The organism is Roseburia hominis A2-183 (assembly GCF_000225345.1).
Taxonomy (GTDB): domain Bacteria; phylum Bacillota; class Clostridia; order Lachnospirales; family Lachnospiraceae; genus Roseburia; species Roseburia hominis.
Genome location: NC_015977.1, coordinates 1,125,155 through 1,139,985 on the forward strand (window position 1 = coordinate 1,125,155; position 14,831 = coordinate 1,139,985).

At 48.6% G+C, this 14,831-nt stretch carries 12 protein-coding genes; 10 read left to right on the forward strand and 2 right to left on the reverse strand.

All coding sequences use genetic code 11. From position 1 onward, the window contains the following. Positions 1–2 precede the first annotated feature (2 nt). On the reverse strand, positions 3–1,016 hold the full coding sequence (locus tag RHOM_RS05085; RefSeq protein ID WP_014079196.1) for a hypothetical protein: 1,014 nt from the start codon (positions 1,014–1,016) through the stop codon (positions 3–5). Positions 1,017–1,327: 311 nt separating this feature from the next. Here RHOM_RS05085 and gap point away from each other — a divergent pair, with 311 nt between their 5' ends. From gap to purB, 8 genes are all read left to right on the forward strand, one after another. Further along, entirely contained in the window at positions 1,328–2,344 is a 1,017-nt protein-coding gene (gap, locus tag RHOM_RS05090) for a type I glyceraldehyde-3-phosphate dehydrogenase (protein WP_014079197.1), read from the forward strand. Positions 2,345–2,458: 114 nt separating this feature from the next. Continuing rightward, the gene (locus RHOM_RS05095; RefSeq protein WP_014079198.1) at positions 2,459–3,682 is read left to right on the forward strand and encodes a phosphoglycerate kinase; all 1,224 of its coding nucleotides are present in this window, start codon (positions 2,459–2,461) and stop codon (positions 3,680–3,682) included. Between the two features lie 89 nt (positions 3,683–3,771). After that, complete coding sequence (gene tpiA / locus RHOM_RS05100) at positions 3,772–4,521, forward strand: triose-phosphate isomerase (RefSeq protein ID WP_014079199.1); 750 nt, start codon at positions 3,772–3,774, stop codon at positions 4,519–4,521. A 158-nt stretch (positions 4,522–4,679) separates the two neighbouring features. Beyond that, the gene (locus RHOM_RS05105; protein WP_014079200.1) at positions 4,680–6,206 is read left to right on the forward strand and encodes a CapA family protein; all 1,527 of its coding nucleotides are present in this window, start codon (positions 4,680–4,682) and stop codon (positions 6,204–6,206) included. Between the two features lie 17 nt (positions 6,207–6,223). Then, a complete protein-coding gene (gene gpmI, locus RHOM_RS05110; RefSeq protein WP_014079201.1) occupies positions 6,224–7,765 on the forward strand; it encodes a 2,3-bisphosphoglycerate-independent phosphoglycerate mutase in 1,542 nt (513 codons plus the stop codon). Between the two features lie 474 nt (positions 7,766–8,239). Beyond that, the gene (locus RHOM_RS05115) at positions 8,240–9,115 is read left to right on the forward strand and encodes a phosphoribosylaminoimidazolesuccinocarboxamide synthase (protein WP_044024857.1); all 876 of its coding nucleotides are present in this window, start codon (positions 8,240–8,242) and stop codon (positions 9,113–9,115) included. 36 nt (positions 9,116–9,151) lie between these two features. Beyond that, positions 9,152–10,603: an amidophosphoribosyltransferase gene (gene purF / locus RHOM_RS05120; protein ID WP_014079203.1), complete on the forward strand. Its 1,452-nt coding sequence runs from the start codon at positions 9,152–9,154 to the stop codon at positions 10,601–10,603. Between the two features lie 170 nt (positions 10,604–10,773). Continuing rightward, positions 10,774–12,225 carry an adenylosuccinate lyase gene (gene purB, locus RHOM_RS05125; protein ID WP_014079205.1) on the forward strand — a complete coding sequence of 484 codons (1,452 nt, stop codon included), beginning with the start codon at positions 10,774–10,776 and terminating at the stop codon, positions 12,223–12,225. Between the two features lie 698 nt (positions 12,226–12,923). Here the strand turns inward: purB and RHOM_RS05130 are convergent. Continuing rightward, positions 12,924–13,796: a DegV family protein gene (locus RHOM_RS05130; RefSeq protein WP_014079206.1), complete on the reverse strand. Its 873-nt coding sequence runs from the start codon at positions 13,794–13,796 to the stop codon at positions 12,924–12,926. Between the two features lie 258 nt (positions 13,797–14,054). Here RHOM_RS05130 and RHOM_RS05135 point away from each other — a divergent pair, with 258 nt between their 5' ends. Together RHOM_RS05135 and RHOM_RS17670 are read left to right on the forward strand one after the other, a co-directional pair. Beyond that, positions 14,055–14,618 carry a hypothetical protein gene (locus RHOM_RS05135; RefSeq protein ID WP_014079207.1) on the forward strand — a complete coding sequence of 188 codons (564 nt, stop codon included), beginning with the start codon at positions 14,055–14,057 and terminating at the stop codon, positions 14,616–14,618. Positions 14,619–14,658: 40 nt separating this feature from the next. After that, complete coding sequence (locus tag RHOM_RS17670) at positions 14,659–14,826, forward strand: hypothetical protein (protein ID WP_014079208.1); 168 nt, start codon at positions 14,659–14,661, stop codon at positions 14,824–14,826. The last annotated feature ends 5 nt before the right edge of the window (positions 14,827–14,831 follow it).

Genomic DNA, 14,831 nt, shown 5'->3' on the forward strand with positions numbered 1-14,831 from the left:
GTTTAATGGATCAGTTCGTTGAAAAATTCCGGGAACCCTACGCGGAACTGTTTCTCGCGGATCACATATCTGCGGTTATCTGTGTGCAGGGTAAGCGTCCGGAGCCCCTGACTGCCGGAGGTACATTCAAGCTGGCGGATATCCCGGCGCAGCAGGGTTTGTGTCCGGCGGGGGAAACGGGAAATAACAATTTTTTCGCGGTCGTAGGTGATTTTCTGCAGACTGACATAAAACAGTGCCAGAACGGTGCCGACAAACGCGACCGGAAAGAAAAGGGCGCCGTAGAGCTTTTCTTCGCGGATGATCTGCAGCGTTCCCGAAATGCTTTCCCCGGAAAAAACGGTCAAGCCGAAAAACAGAAACATGACAACCGCATAGAGGATGAGGAGCGCGTAATATTCGCCGGTCCGGTAGCGCAGTGTTCCGCAGCCGGATGCCGCAGACACCGGATTGTCGTACGGGGTGCTTTTTTGCTTTGCGGTGTATTCGGGACGGGTGAACCGTAACGATGCCTGATAAAATTGCCGGTAGCCTTCCAGATTCGCATTTGCGCTGACGCAGCGGCGGCCGTTTCTGTCATACAGATCAAAAAAGTCCTGATTTTTGATCCGCATCTCAGAGATTTCATACCAGTGAATGGTCTGGTAGGGGCGGAACGGTTTCCCGATCAGAAGGATTTCTTCATTATATAGAACATGACGTGCCTGCATGGCGTAACCGCCGAGAAAGCAGACGACAACTAACAGGATGGTGATGCCGATGCATGAGAGCAGAGAGCCTATATCCGATGCCTCAAAACCGATGTCCTGATACATAAGCACCATAAAAAATGTGACGATACACGCGCAGAGACAGCCCAGGGCAGGGAGCAGCAGGACCCTGCCGCGGGAAGTGGCAAGCAGCTGCATGCCGGAACTCTCATAATCCCGCTGGCTGCGGCTTTTGCGAAACAGCGGCGTCGCGGATAATATAAGAACAAAAACAAACAAAATCAGTAAAAAAATAAGGTCTGACATAAGAAAACTCCTCTTTGGTATGTTTACAGGTTACCAGAAAAAAGTATAACACAGCGGGCGTGCAGCGTCAGCAGATTTTCCGGCGTATTTTCAGATTTTGTATATTTTTCCGGAAAAGGGAAAAAAAACCTGTGATATAGTGAAAAATTTAACAAAGTGGCAATAAAGTGGAGAAAAAGGCTTGAACTTTCTATGGAAATTGGTTAGAATATAGGAAGCACGGAGCCAATAAGCATAAGTACCTTGTGCTTGCCGGTTCCAGGGGATTTATGCCCGGCGATTACATTTACAAATTCTAGGAGGAATTAAAAATGGCAGTAAGAGTAGCAATCAATGGTTTTGGCCGTATCGGTCGTCTTGCTTTCAGACAGATGTTTGGAGCAGAAGGATATGAAGTAGTAGCAATCAACGATCTGACAAGCCCGAAGATGTTAGCACACCTGTTAAAGTATGACTCATCTCAGGGTAAGTACGAGCATGCAGATGAGGTATCTTCTACAGACGATTCCATCATCGTATGCGGCAAGGAGATCAAGATCTACGCATTCCCGGATGCAAATAACTGCCCATGGGGAGAGTTAAAAGTAGACGTTGTATTAGAGTGCTCCGGTTTCTACACATCCAAGGAGAAGGCTCAGGCTCATATCAACGCAGGCGCTAGAAAAGTTGTTATCTCTGCTCCAGCAGGAAATGACCTTCCTACTATCGTATACAACACCAACCACAAGACATTAAAGGCTTCTGATACCATCATTTCCGCAGCTTCCTGTACAACAAACTGCTTGGCACCGATGGCAGACGCTCTTAACAAATACGCTCCGATCCAGTCCGGTATCATGGTAACCATCCATGCTTATACAGGAGATCAGATGACTCTTGACGGACCGCAGAGAAAGGGTGACTTAAGAAGATCCCGTGCAGCAGCAGTCAACATCGTTCCGAACAGCACAGGTGCTGCAAAGGCAATCGGTCTTGTTATTCCGGAGTTAAACGGCAAACTGATCGGTTCTGCACAGCGTGTACCGACCCCGACAGGTTCTACCACAATCTTAACAGCAGTTGTTAAGAAAGCCGGCGTTACAAAGGAAGACATCAACGCAGCTATGAAGGCAGCAGCAAACGAGTCCTTCGGTTACAACGAGGATGAGATCGTATCTTCTGATATCGTTGGTATGAGATTTGGTTCCTTATTCGATGCAACTCAGACCATGGTAAATCAGGTATCTGATGATCAGTATGAGGTTCAGGTTGTTTCATGGTATGACAACGAGAACTCCTACACATCTCAGATGGTAAGAACCATCAAATACTTCTCCGAGTTAGCATAATTGAGAGAAAGAGATTGTTCTCGGACAATCACGTGATAGACTCAGAAAGGGGTCCGGTCTTTTATGGACCGGGTCCCTTTTTGACATTTTGCATATTAAAGGGGGACATGGCATATGTCATTAAACAAAAAATCCGTAGATGATATCAATGTAAAAGGCAAGAGAGTGCTCGTAAGATGCGATTTCAACGTACCGCTCAAGAATGGCGAGATCACAGATGAGACCCGTATCGTGGCTGCACTTCCGACAATCCAGAAGCTGATCAACGATGGCGGCAAGGTTATCCTCTGCTCCCATCTTGGAAAAGTAAAGAACGGACCAAACGAGGGCGAGTCCTTAGCACCGGTTGCAAAGAGACTTTCCGAGAAGCTTGGCAAGGAAGTTGTATTTGTATCTGATTACAACGTAACCGGAGAGGCAGCTACCAAGGCGGTAGAGGCTATGAAAGAGGGAGATGTTGTATTACTTCAGAATACACGTTTCCGCGGCGAGGAAGAGACCAAGAACGGCGAGCAGTTCAGCAAAGAGTTAGCAGATCTTGCAGATGATTACGTATGCGACGCATTCGGTTCTTCCCACAGAGCACATGCTTCCGTAGCAGGCGTGACAAAGTTCATCAGCGCAAAGGGCGGTTCCAACGTTGTCGGCTACCTGATGGAGAAAGAGATTGCATTCCTTGGCAATGCAGTTGAGAATCCGGTAAGACCGTTTGTTGCAATCCTTGGCGGTGCAAAAGTTGCAGACAAGTTAAACGTTATCTCCAACCTGCTTGAGAAGTGTGATACCTTGATCATCGGTGGCGGTATGGCTTACACTTTCTTAAAGGCACAGGGTTATGAGATCGGTAAATCCTTAGTGGACGACAGCAAGATCGACTACTGCAAGGAGATGATGGCAAAGGCTGAGAAGCTTGGCAAGAAGCTGTTACTTCCGGTAGACGCAGTGACAATCGCTGATTTCCCGAACCCGATCGACGCTCCGGTTGAGGTTGAGGTTTGCGACGTTAAGAATATGCCGGCTGACAGAGAGGGCTGTGATATCGGACCGAAGACGGCTGAGTTATATGCAGAGGCTGTTAAGACAGCAAAGACCGTTGTATGGAACGGACCGATGGGTGTATTCGAGAATCCGACACTTGCAAAAGGTACGATCGCTGTAGCAAAGGCACTGGCTGAGACAGACGCTACCACAATCATCGGCGGCGGCGATTCCGCAGCAGCAGTAAACCAGCTTGGTTTTGCAGACAAGATGAGCCATATTTCCACAGGTGGCGGCGCATCCTTAGAGTTCTTAGAGGGTAAGGAACTTCCGGGTGTTGTAGCAGCAGACGACAAATAAATAACAAAATCCTGCTGTCGTGACGGTACAAAACGTCGTGGCAGCAGATACATAAATGGGATCATTCTTAAGGGAAAGAGGATTTTAAAATGGCAAGAAAGAAAATTGTGGCCGGCAACTGGAAGATGAACATGACTCCAAGCCAGGCAGTAAAGTTAGTAGAAGAGTTAAAGCCGCTTGTAGTAAGTGATGATGTTGAAGTTGTATACTGTGTTCCGGCAATCGATATCGTACCGGTTGTAGAGGCAGTCAAAGGTACTAACGTTGCAGTCGGTGCAGAGAATATGTACTACGAGGAGAAAGGTGCCTACACAGGAGAGATCTCTCCGGAGATGCTGGTAGACGCAGGCGTGAAGTATGTTATCATCGGTCATTCCGAGAGACGTGACTACTTCAAAGAGTGCGACTGCATGCTGAACAAGAAAGTTAAGAAAGCATTCGAGCACAATCTGACCCCGATCCTTTGCTGCGGAGAGACATTAGAGCAGAGAGAGATGGGCGTTACTCTTGACTGGATCCGTCTTCAGATCAAATCGGACTTAAAGGATATTACCGCAGAGCAGGTTGCTTCCATGGTAATCGCATATGAGCCGATCTGGGCAATCGGAACCGGCAAGACAGCAACAACCGCACAGGCACAGGAAGTCTGCAAGGCAATCCGCGACTGCATCGCTGAGGTATATGATACCGATACAGCTGAGAAGGTTCGTATCCAGTACGGCGGATCTGTCAATGCAGGAAATGCGGCAGAACTGTTCGCACAGCCGGATATCGATGGCGGTCTTGTAGGCGGCGCATCCTTAAAGGCTGACTTTGGAAAGATTGTAAACTATAAGTAATAGTTTAAAATTACAGGGAATCAGGATCGCTGCGGAGCGGTACGATCATGGAACGGGGACCCGCTTCTCTCTGCGGTAACAGGCGGAGAGAGACGGGTTTTCGTGAAAATTTGTAAGTGGTAATATAAGAGAATTTTGAGTGACAGCGGAGAAAATGTATGCCCAAAAAGTGCAAGGGAAAAAGAAATGCACTTGTAGTAACCGTGGTGGCTGTACTTCTGGGAGATATTTTTGCAGGAGGACAGAATATTCCGGCACAACAGAAGACCTGGAATGCCGGAGATACAAAACGTACGCAGATGACAGAGAGCGCAACACAGAGAATGGACCTGACAGACGCATTTGCAGTGATATTACAAGGTGCGACGAAGAAATTTATCGCAGGATATGCAGTCGATGATTCGTTTTTGATGTGGCTGGCTGCCAGATACGGAGATGAGAAGGTAGTGCGGATCGCGAGTGCCGTTCTGGATGGAACGGAGGATCCGGAAGTCTGGTATGACATTACCGGCAGCTCCATCCATGTACTGTGGTTGATGTATTGCAGGGACAGTGGTTTTCAGCAGTACCGGCTGCAAAATGTATACTGGAAAGAGGCCGGAGAGGATGGAAAGATCGTGCTCGGCTTTGCGGGTGACATCAATTTTGCCGACGACTGGTATACGATGGAGTATATGAACCGGCAGACGAATGGCATCTATGACTGCTTTTCGGAGGATCTGCTCTCGGAGATGCAGAACGTGGATGTGATGGTGATGAACAATGAGTTCACCTACGCAGAGAGCGGGAGCGTGGAGGCGGTTCCCGGGAAGGCATATACCTTTCGGGCAGATCCGGAGGATGTAGAACTCCTCTCTGTTTTTGGAACGGATGCTGTGACGCTTGCCAACAATCATGTGTATGATTACGGGGAAGAAGGACTGCTGTCGACCTTAGATTGTCTGCGGAAAGCGGACATCCCTTATACGGGGGCGGGCGAGAATCGAAAAGAGGCATCCAAGATCCTCTCTTTTGTGATCGGAGGCAGAAAGATTGCCATTGTTTCCGCCACACAGATTGAGCGGGCGACCAAGTATACAAAAGAGGCGACGGAGACGGAACCGGGAGTATTAAAGACCTTGAATCCTGCCGCATTTCTGGAGGTGATCCGGGAAGCGGACGCCACAAGTGATTATGTGATTGTGGAAGTGCACTGGGGAACGGAAGGCAGTCTGCACGAAGAAAAATCCCAGCGTCTTCTGGCGGAGCTATATGCGGAGGCAGGCGCAGACGCGGTGATCGGCGGACATCCGCACCGGCTGCAGGGATGTGGTTTTACCGATGGTGTGCCGGTTGCGTACAGTCTCGGAAATTTCTGGTTTTCCACCGGGACGCTGTATACAACGCTTGCCAAGATTACGATCACAGAGGACGGCGCGGTGACACTTTCCTATGTCCCGTGTATACAGAAGGGACTAGTTACAAGCATTCTGACAGAGCAGGATGATAAAGACGGGTTTTATCATTACCTGGCTGCAATTTCCGATGACATCGGAATGGATGCGGACGGTAATGTTTATGATAAAACAGCGGGGGATTATCCTTCGCAGGTAATCGTGTACGATTCGGATACAAGCAAGACAAAGATCCGCGGCACGACAGATAATGATGGGTATGCCATCGACATTGTTGGCAACCGAAAATAAAGAGAGAGGGAAGAACAATGAGTAAAAAACCAACAGTACTGATGATCCTGGATGGATTCGGATTAAACGATAAGACGGAAGGAAATGCCGTTGCACAGGCGAAGAAGCCGAATATCGACGCACTGATGAAGGAATATCCATTTGTAAAGGGAAATGCCAGCGGACTGGCAGTAGGTCTTCCGGACGGACAGATGGGTAACTCCGAGGTAGGACACTTAAATATGGGCGCAGGCAGAATTGTATACCAGGAGCTGACACGCATTACCAAAGAGATCAATGACGGCGAATTTTTCAGCAATCAGGCGCTGCTTGACGGTATTGCAAATGTGAAGGAGAACAATTCTGATCTGCATTTATACGGACTTCTTTCGGATGGTGGTGTACACAGCCATATTACACATCTGTATGGTCTGCTCGAGCTTGCCAAGAGACAGGGCGTAAAGAATGTATACGTACACTGCTTCCTGGACGGACGTGACACGGCTCCGACTTCCGGTAAGGGATTTATCGAGGCACTGGAAGCAAAGATGGCAGAACTGGGCATCGGTAAGATTGCTTCTATTTCCGGACGCTATTATGCGATGGACCGTGATAACCGCTGGGATCGTGTGCAGAAGGCATATGATGTGCTGACCAAGGGCGAGGGAGAGACCGCAGAGAGCGCTGTTGCTGCAATGGAAGCTTCCTACGCAAAGGATGTGACGGATGAGTTCTTCGTACCGACCGCGATTACCGAGAACGGCAAGCCGGTAGCGACGATCAAGGACAAAGATACCGTGATCTTCTTCAACTTCCGCCCGGATCGCGCACGTGAGATCACAAGAACCTTCTGTGCCGATGAATTTGACGGATTTGACAGAGGCGCGAGAAAGAATGTGAAATATATCTGCTTTACCGAGTATGATGTGACGATCCCGAACAAGGAAGTTGCTTTCAAGAAAGTGGAGCTTAAGAACACATTTGGCGAGTATCTGGCAGCGCACGGCATGACACAGGCAAGAATCGCCGAGACAGAGAAGTATGCGCACGTCACATTCTTCTTCAACGGCGGCGTTGAGGAGCCGAACGTTGGTGAGGACCGTATCCTTGTGAAGTCTCCGAAGGTGGCTACCTACGATCTGCAGCCGGAGATGAGCGCACCGGAAGTGTGTGAGAAGCTTTGTGCAGCTATCCGTTCCGAAAAGTATGATGTCATTGTCATCAACTTTGCTAACCCGGATATGGTTGGACATACCGGTATCATTCCAGCAGCCATCAAGGCAATCGAGACCGTAGATACCTGCGTTGGAAAGGCAGTGGAGGCATTAAAGGAAGTAGACGGACAGATGTTCATCTGTGCAGACCACGGAAATGCAGAGCAGATGGTGGATTACGAGACAGGTGCACCGTTTACCGCACATACGACGAATCCGGTACCGTTTATTCTGGTCAATGCAGATCCGTCCTACACACTCAGAGAGAACGGATGCCTGGCAGATATTATCCCGACGTTAATCGAACTGATGGGAATGGAGCAGCCGGCAGAGATGACAGGAAAGTCACTTCTGGTCAGAAAATAAAGAATAGAACGAGAAAAGCAGTCCCGGGGGAGGGGCTGCTTTTCTTGTGTTAGGATTCAGAAAACGGGGGGACCGTTTTCTGGAACATCTGCCCTGGTGGCAGATAAAGAGGAGTTATATGAAATTAGATAATTGCAAAAGTAGTGCTTTTGTCCTATCTACGCAGTTATTATAACTCTGGTACTAAAGTACGTCAAGGGAGAAACATGTATTTTTTTTAAGACAAAATATGAATTAGGCTGTGTGAACAAGCCTATAAGTCACGCTAATGAAATAATGAATATGTACAAAAATACTAATAAAAAGAACTCGATTTTCTATATCGCAGAAATGGTGTGAGCGGGTAAAAACATTGACTTTCCAAAAGCGGCTGTATTATAATTTTGAAGTACAGTGCAGAAATAGTCTGCGGAAGTGGGTAAAGCTGTAAATATCAACAAAAGAAGCCGGGAAGGCTTCGGAAAAGAGGATGAAATGCAGGAATTTAAGCCGGTAAAAGAGGGAAAAGTACGTGAGGTATATGATAATGGAGACAGTCTGATTATTGTAGCCACAGACAGAATCTCAGCTTTTGATCATATTTTAAAGAATAAGATCACAAAGAAGGGCGCAATTCTTACCCAGATGTCGAAGTTCTGGTTCGATTACACCAAAGATATCGTGCCGAACCACATGATTTCCGTGGACGTAAAGGATATGCCGGAATTTTTCCGGCAGGAACGTTTTGAGGGAAACAGCATGATGTGCCGGAAGCTTGAGATGCTTCCGATCGAGTGCATCGTGCGCGGATATATTACAGGAAGCGGCTGGGCAAGCTATCAGGAGAACGGCACCGTATGCGGTATTAAACTGCCGGAAGGACTGGTAGAGTCCGACAAGCTGCCGGAGCCGATCTACACACCGAGCACAAAGGCTGAGATCGGTCTGCATGATGAGAACATCTCCTTTGAGGAAAGCGTGAAAGTGCTGGAGAAGATCTACCCGGGCAAAGGTGCGGATTACGCAGCACAGATTAAGGACAAGACGATTGCTCTCTACAAAAAGTGTGCAGAGTATGCATTAAGCAAGGGCATCATTATCGCAGATACAAAATTCGAGTTCGGTCTGGATGAGAACGGCAACGTTGTTCTGGGTGACGAGATGCTGACACCGGACAGTTCCAGATTCTGGCCGTTAGAGGGATATGAAGCCGGAAAAGGTCAGCCTTCCTTTGACAAGCAGTTTGTCAGAGACTGGTTAAAGGCAAATCCGGACAACGATCTGCTTCTGCCGGAGGAGGTGGTAGAGAAGACCGTGGCCAAGTACAAGGAGGCATTTGAGCTTCTTACCGGAAAGCCGTTTCAGGCATAAAAAGACAGAATATCAGATTCGTAGATGGGGAAATCAATGAGCGATAATAGAATCAATAAAAATCAGCCGGTGGGGGATGAACTGCATGAGGAGTGCGGCGTCTTCGGAATGTACGATTTTGACGGCGGAGATGTGGCATCCACAATATATTACGGACTGTTTGCATTGCAGCACCGCGGACAGGAGAGCTGCGGTATTGCAGTCAGCGAGACGAACGGTCCGAAAGGGAAAGTGACCTCCTACAAGGGAATGGGACTGGTCAATGAGGTTTTTACCGAGGAGAATTTAGAGCCCATGCACGGGGATATCGGCGTGGGGCATGTGCGCTATTCGACAGCCGGTGCGTCGACCAGAGAAAACGCACAGCCGTTGGTGCTCAACTATGTCAAGGGAACTCTGGCGCTGGCGCACAACGGTAACCTGATCAATGCGGCGGAACTCAGACATGATTTGGAGTATACAGGAGCTATTTTCCAGACCACTATTGACTCGGAGGTGATTGCCTACCATATCGCAAGGGAGCGTCTGAAATCCAGTACGGTGGAGGAAGCAGTGGGGCGTGCCTGTCGCAAGATCAAGGGAGCGTATTCCCTTGTGGTCATGAGCCCGAGAAAGCTGGTCGGAGCAAGGGATCCCTATGGTTTTAAGCCGCTTTGTATCGGAAAGCGCGATAATGCCTATATCCTTGCATCGGAGACCTGCGCACTCGATACGATCGGCGCGGAGTATGTGCGTGACGTGCTGCCGGGAGAGACGGTGACGATCACGCCGGAGAATGGAATTGTCTCGGATCTGTCCCGCGCACTGCCAAAGGAGCAGGAAGCGAGATGCATTTTCGAGTACATATATTTTGCAAGACCGGACAGCCATATCGACGGCGTGAGCGTATATGCATCCCGCATCAAGGCAGGACGGTTCCTGGCGATGGATTCGCCGGTGGATGCAGATCTTGTGGTGGGCGTGCCGGAGTCCGGCAATGCCGCTGCGCTCGGTTATTCGCTGCAGTCCGGCATCCCGTACGGAACCGCTTTTGTCAAAAACGGCTATGTGGGACGTACGTTTATCAAGCCGAAGCAGAGCAGCCGTGAGTCCAGCGTCCGCGTGAAGCTGAACGTCTTAAAAGAGGCGGTGGACGGCAAGCGCATTATCATGATCGATGACTCGATTGTGCGCGGAACCACATCCGACCGCATTGTAAAAATGCTGCGGGATGCCGGAGCGACGGAGGTGCATGTCCGCATCAGTTCACCGCCGTTTTTATGGCCGTGCTATTTCGGTACGGACATTCCGGAGCGGGAACAGCTGATTGCGTACAACCGCACGATCGAGGAGATCCGGGACATCATCGGAGCGGATTCGCTCGGTTATCTCGGAATTGACCGTCTGAGTGAGATGGCAGACGGACTGCCGATCTGCAAGGGATGTTTTAACGGTATTTACCCGATGGAGCCGCCGAAGGAAGATATCAGGGGAGACTACGAGAGGTAAAAAGCTTCTTGAAAATATAGAAGAATGTGGCAGGCAGCAGAAAAGTTTAGATTCGAGGAAAATGCAGCAAGCGGCAGGGGCGCCGGGAGCAAAGGGAAATGCAGCAGGTGGCAGGATATCTTGAATTTTAGAAAATGCAGCAAGCCTATGGATAAAGGTAAGGAGAAAAAATGAGTACAGACAGATATTCAAGTCCGCTCTCAGAGCGGTATGCAAGCAAAGAGATGCAGTATATTTTTTCACAGGATATGAAGTTTTCCACATGGAGAAAGCTGTGGATTGCACTTGCCCAGACAGAGATGGAGCTGGGACTTTCCGAGAACGGAAAGCCGGTCATCACGCAGGAACAGATTGACGAGATGAAAGAGCATGTGTACGACATCAATTATGATGTGGCAAAAGAGCGCGAAAAACTGGTGCGTCATGATGTCATGAGCCATGTATACGCGTTCGGACAGCAGTGCCCGAAGGCCGCAGGCATCATCCATCTGGGAGCGACTTCCTGCTACGTGGGCGACAATACGGATATTATTATCATGAACGAGGCGTTAAAGCTGGTGCACAAGAAGCTGGTCAATGTCATTGCGGAACTGGCAAAGTTTGCGGATACTTACAAGAATCTGCCGACGCTCGCATTTACGCATTTCCAGCCGGCACAGCCGACAACGGTTGGCAAGCGCGCCACACTCTGGACACAGGAGTTTTTGATGGATCTCGAGGATCTGGAATATGTGATGAGCACCTTAAAGCTGCTTGGATCCAAGGGAACGACCGGTACGCAGGCAAGCTTTTTGGAGCTGTTTGACGGGGATCAGGAGACCATCGATAAGATTGACCCGATGATCGCAGCGAAGATGGGATTCAAGGAGTGCTATGCGGTATCCGGACAGACATATTCCAGAAAAGTGGATACCAGAGTGGCAAATATCCTTGCCGGCATTGCAGCAAGTGCACACAAGATGTCCAACGATATCCGTCTGCTGCAGCACTTAAAAGAAGTGGAAGAGCCGTTTGAGAAGAACCAGATCGGTTCCTCCGCAATGGCGTACAAGCGCAACCCGATGCGTTCAGAGCGTATCGCGTCTCTTTCCCGCTATGTGATGATCGATGCGTTAAATCCGGCGATCACCTCTGCAACCCAGTGGTTTGAGCGTACATTGGACGACTCTGCCAATAAGCGTCTTTCTATTCCGGAAGGATTTCTGGCGATCGACGGAATCCTGGATCTGTGCTTAAATGTTGTCGACGGTCTGGTGGTCTATGACAAGGTTATCACAAAGCATATGATGGCAGAACTGCCGTTTATGGCAACGGAAAATATTATGATGGACGCGGTGAAGAACGGCGGCAACCGTCAGGAGCTGCATGAGAAGATCCGCCAGCTGTCCATGCAGGCAGGAAAGAATGTCAAGGAAGAGGGTAAGGACAACAATCTGCTGGAGCTGATTGCGGCAGATCCGGAGTTCAATCTGACGTTAGAGCAGCTGCAGGCAACCATGGAGCCGTCCAAGTATGTCGGACGCGCACCGGTACAGGTGGATGCATTCCTTGCAAACGTTGTAAATCCGGTATTGGAGAAGAATCAGGACGAACTCGGCGTAAAGGCGGAGATCAACGTATAATAGAGAAGTGGCTAAAAAACAGGCAAAGCACCGTGGTGCTTTGGCCTGTTTTTTTATGGAACTGTCCCAATAAGCATATCATGTTTGCTTTGATAAGTAATATTATAAGAAGACCACACCGTGGGATTTCAGATGGAAATGCAGATGGAAATTCGGTTCAAAAAATATGGAATTTCTAACCAGCCGAATGTCTGCATCTTCGATGATCCGTGTCTTTCCAAGTTTGGAGCACTCCGCGGGTCATGTCCGCATCCCGGAAGACAATTTGTAGGACTTTTGTGTGTGTCCCTTGCGGCACCAGACAACAGATGGCATAAATGCCATCTTTATGTCGAACAAAACATAACCGCGCGAAGCCGCTGTCTGAGGCGGCATCTGCCCTATTTTCAATAGCAGATGCCGGCGAGTTCGGTTCGCGCGGTTTTATATTGTCTGTGAAGAGGTGCCATTAGGGACACCAGAAAGTCCGCCCATTGTCTCCGGTGTGCCGGACATGCACCCGTCGGATTGTCCAAACGTGGAAGCGACACGGAATCCGATGCAGACATTCAGCTGAAAGAAATTCTCACATTTTTCTCAAACAAATATTCCATCTGCATTTCCACATGAAATCCCGAAGTGTGTTTCTGATAATATTACTTATCAACCCAAAGAGATCTATGCTTATTGCGACAATTCCACAAAAAAGGCGCTTCCGATTAACGGTAATCGCCCATATAAAACAGTGCAACGACGCCCGGACCCGTGTGTGCGCCGATGGTCGGACCGACATGGTTGATCAGGAAGCTTTCATAGCCGAAACGGTCTTTGATGAGATCAGCAACATATTGTGCATCTTCAATGCAGTCGCCGTGGCTGATGAAAATGATGTCATTCTTGTCACGCCAGCTGCCGATCTGTTTTTCCATGGCATCCACGAGAGCAATCAGCGACTTTTTGCGTCCGCGCACTTTGGAGAGCGGAATCAGATGTCCCTCATCATCCACATGGAGAAGCGGCTTTAAACTGATCATCGTACCGAGAAAAGCAGCGGTTTTTGACACGCGGCCGCCGCGGTAGAGATGAAACAGATCATTGACGGTGAAATTATGTACAAGGTGAAGTTTGTTTGACTCAAGCCAGTCTGCGGTCTCTTCCAGTGTATGTCCCTGCTCCTTTAAGGTGACGGCTTTGTGCACCAGAAGTCCCTCGCCGAGAGAAGCGCAGAGAGAATCGATGACGATGATTTTCCGGTCGGGGTATTTTTCGGAAAGCTCCTCCGCCGCGAGCCTTGCGCTGTTGTAGCTTCCGCTTAAACCGGAAGAAAAGGCGATATGAAGAATATCGGCATTCTGTTCGTTGATTATTTTTTCAAAAACAGCGGCAGCCTCCTCGGGATTGGCCTGGGAGGTCGTGGGAAGAGAACCCTGACGCATGCAGTCATAAAATTCCTTTACCGGAAGCGGATGCTCCCAAGAATAAGTAGTATCGTTAATCGTATATGTAAGAGAAAGCATGCCGATCTGATGCTGTTCTACATAGGCAGCCGGAAGATCGGATGTGGTATCGGTTGTAATGATAAAATTATTCATAAGACCTCCTGATACATGTATTTGTATTTATTATAATGGAAGCAATGCGAAAAGAAAAGTTTCCGGTAGTAATTTCTAAAAAAAATATAAATTTGAAAAATGCTATTTACATATGTAAGAAAACGATGTAAAATAAGCACATCTTTTATCAAATAGTTGGATTTTATCCACATTTCTAAGTATCACGCTATATGGAGGCAGTTTCATCCATAATTCCAGTAAGGACAATCACACAGCACAGAGTGAAGTGAGGAACAAATGAATATTGTATTTTGGGGAGAAACACACCGGAGCGGTACGACGGCGAACTATACTGCAATGGCAGGCATTTTGCCGCACTTATGCCCGGACAGGAAGATTGTGTGCGGCAGCCTGCAGAGGGAGCGATGCGAGGATTCGGCACTCTTTTTGTGGGATGCGGGAGTGTGCAGTCCGGCGGGTCAAAAGAAGCTCCTTTTGACAGCGGATCTTGTGGTGGTAAATTTTGAACCGCAGGATTACGACGGAATGGAGCAGTTCTTTTTGCGCCATATGTATCTGGAGAAGCGCATGGTGTATCTGTATGCCAACTGCATCGGGACACCGGAGCCGGATGTGCTAAACAGAGTATATCGGGTGGATGAGGGGCAGATTGGCATCGTGCGGTACAATGCAGCGTATGACTGTGCATTGAAGCGCGGACTGGGCAGCTCTTTTATAGCGGAGGAATACGGGTCTGCGAGAAGCAGCAGGAATCAGGAGTTTATCGATGGATTAGTAAAAGCGGCGGATCGTATTTTAAGGGAGGTATGTAAGATCGATAAAACCGGACATGTTTGGTAAAAGAAAAAGACACAACAGAAGGGTGAAGGAGGAAATTATTATGGAACAGGTAATGAAACATTATGGAAATGCAATCCTTGCAATTATTGTATTGCTTGCACTCGGCGCAATCATTATTGCGGCGCTCTCCTCGGACGGATATGTGGCGACGGAGTTCAAGAATGCGCTGACGGGATTCTTTTCCCGCATGAATGGCTTAACGCCATAGGGAGG

What these genes read in the sequence shown, in the direction of transcription:
- RHOM_RS05085 (WP_014079196.1), bottom strand. Translation starts at nt 1,016, where the DNA reads ATGTCAGACCTTATTTTTTTACTGATTTTGTTTGTTTTTGTTCTTATA.
- gap (WP_014079197.1), top strand. Translation starts at nt 1,328, where the DNA reads ATGGCAGTAAGAGTAGCAATCAATGGTTTTGGCCGTATCGGTCGTCTT.
- RHOM_RS05095 (WP_014079198.1), top strand. Translation starts at nt 2,459, where the DNA reads ATGTCATTAAACAAAAAATCCGTAGATGATATCAATGTAAAAGGCAAG.
- tpiA (WP_014079199.1), top strand. Translation starts at nt 3,772, where the DNA reads ATGGCAAGAAAGAAAATTGTGGCCGGCAACTGGAAGATGAACATGACT.
- RHOM_RS05105 (WP_014079200.1), top strand. Translation starts at nt 4,680, where the DNA reads ATGCCCAAAAAGTGCAAGGGAAAAAGAAATGCACTTGTAGTAACCGTG.
- gpmI (WP_014079201.1), top strand. Translation starts at nt 6,224, where the DNA reads ATGAGTAAAAAACCAACAGTACTGATGATCCTGGATGGATTCGGATTA.
- RHOM_RS05115 (WP_044024857.1), top strand. Translation starts at nt 8,240, where the DNA reads ATGCAGGAATTTAAGCCGGTAAAAGAGGGAAAAGTACGTGAGGTATAT.
- purF (WP_014079203.1), top strand. Translation starts at nt 9,152, where the DNA reads ATGAGCGATAATAGAATCAATAAAAATCAGCCGGTGGGGGATGAACTG.
- purB (WP_014079205.1), top strand. Translation starts at nt 10,774, where the DNA reads ATGAGTACAGACAGATATTCAAGTCCGCTCTCAGAGCGGTATGCAAGC.
- RHOM_RS05130 (WP_014079206.1), bottom strand. Translation starts at nt 13,796, where the DNA reads ATGAATAATTTTATCATTACAACCGATACCACATCCGATCTTCCGGCT.
- RHOM_RS05135 (WP_014079207.1), top strand. Translation starts at nt 14,055, where the DNA reads ATGAATATTGTATTTTGGGGAGAAACACACCGGAGCGGTACGACGGCG.
- RHOM_RS17670 (WP_014079208.1), top strand. Translation starts at nt 14,659, where the DNA reads ATGGAACAGGTAATGAAACATTATGGAAATGCAATCCTTGCAATTATT.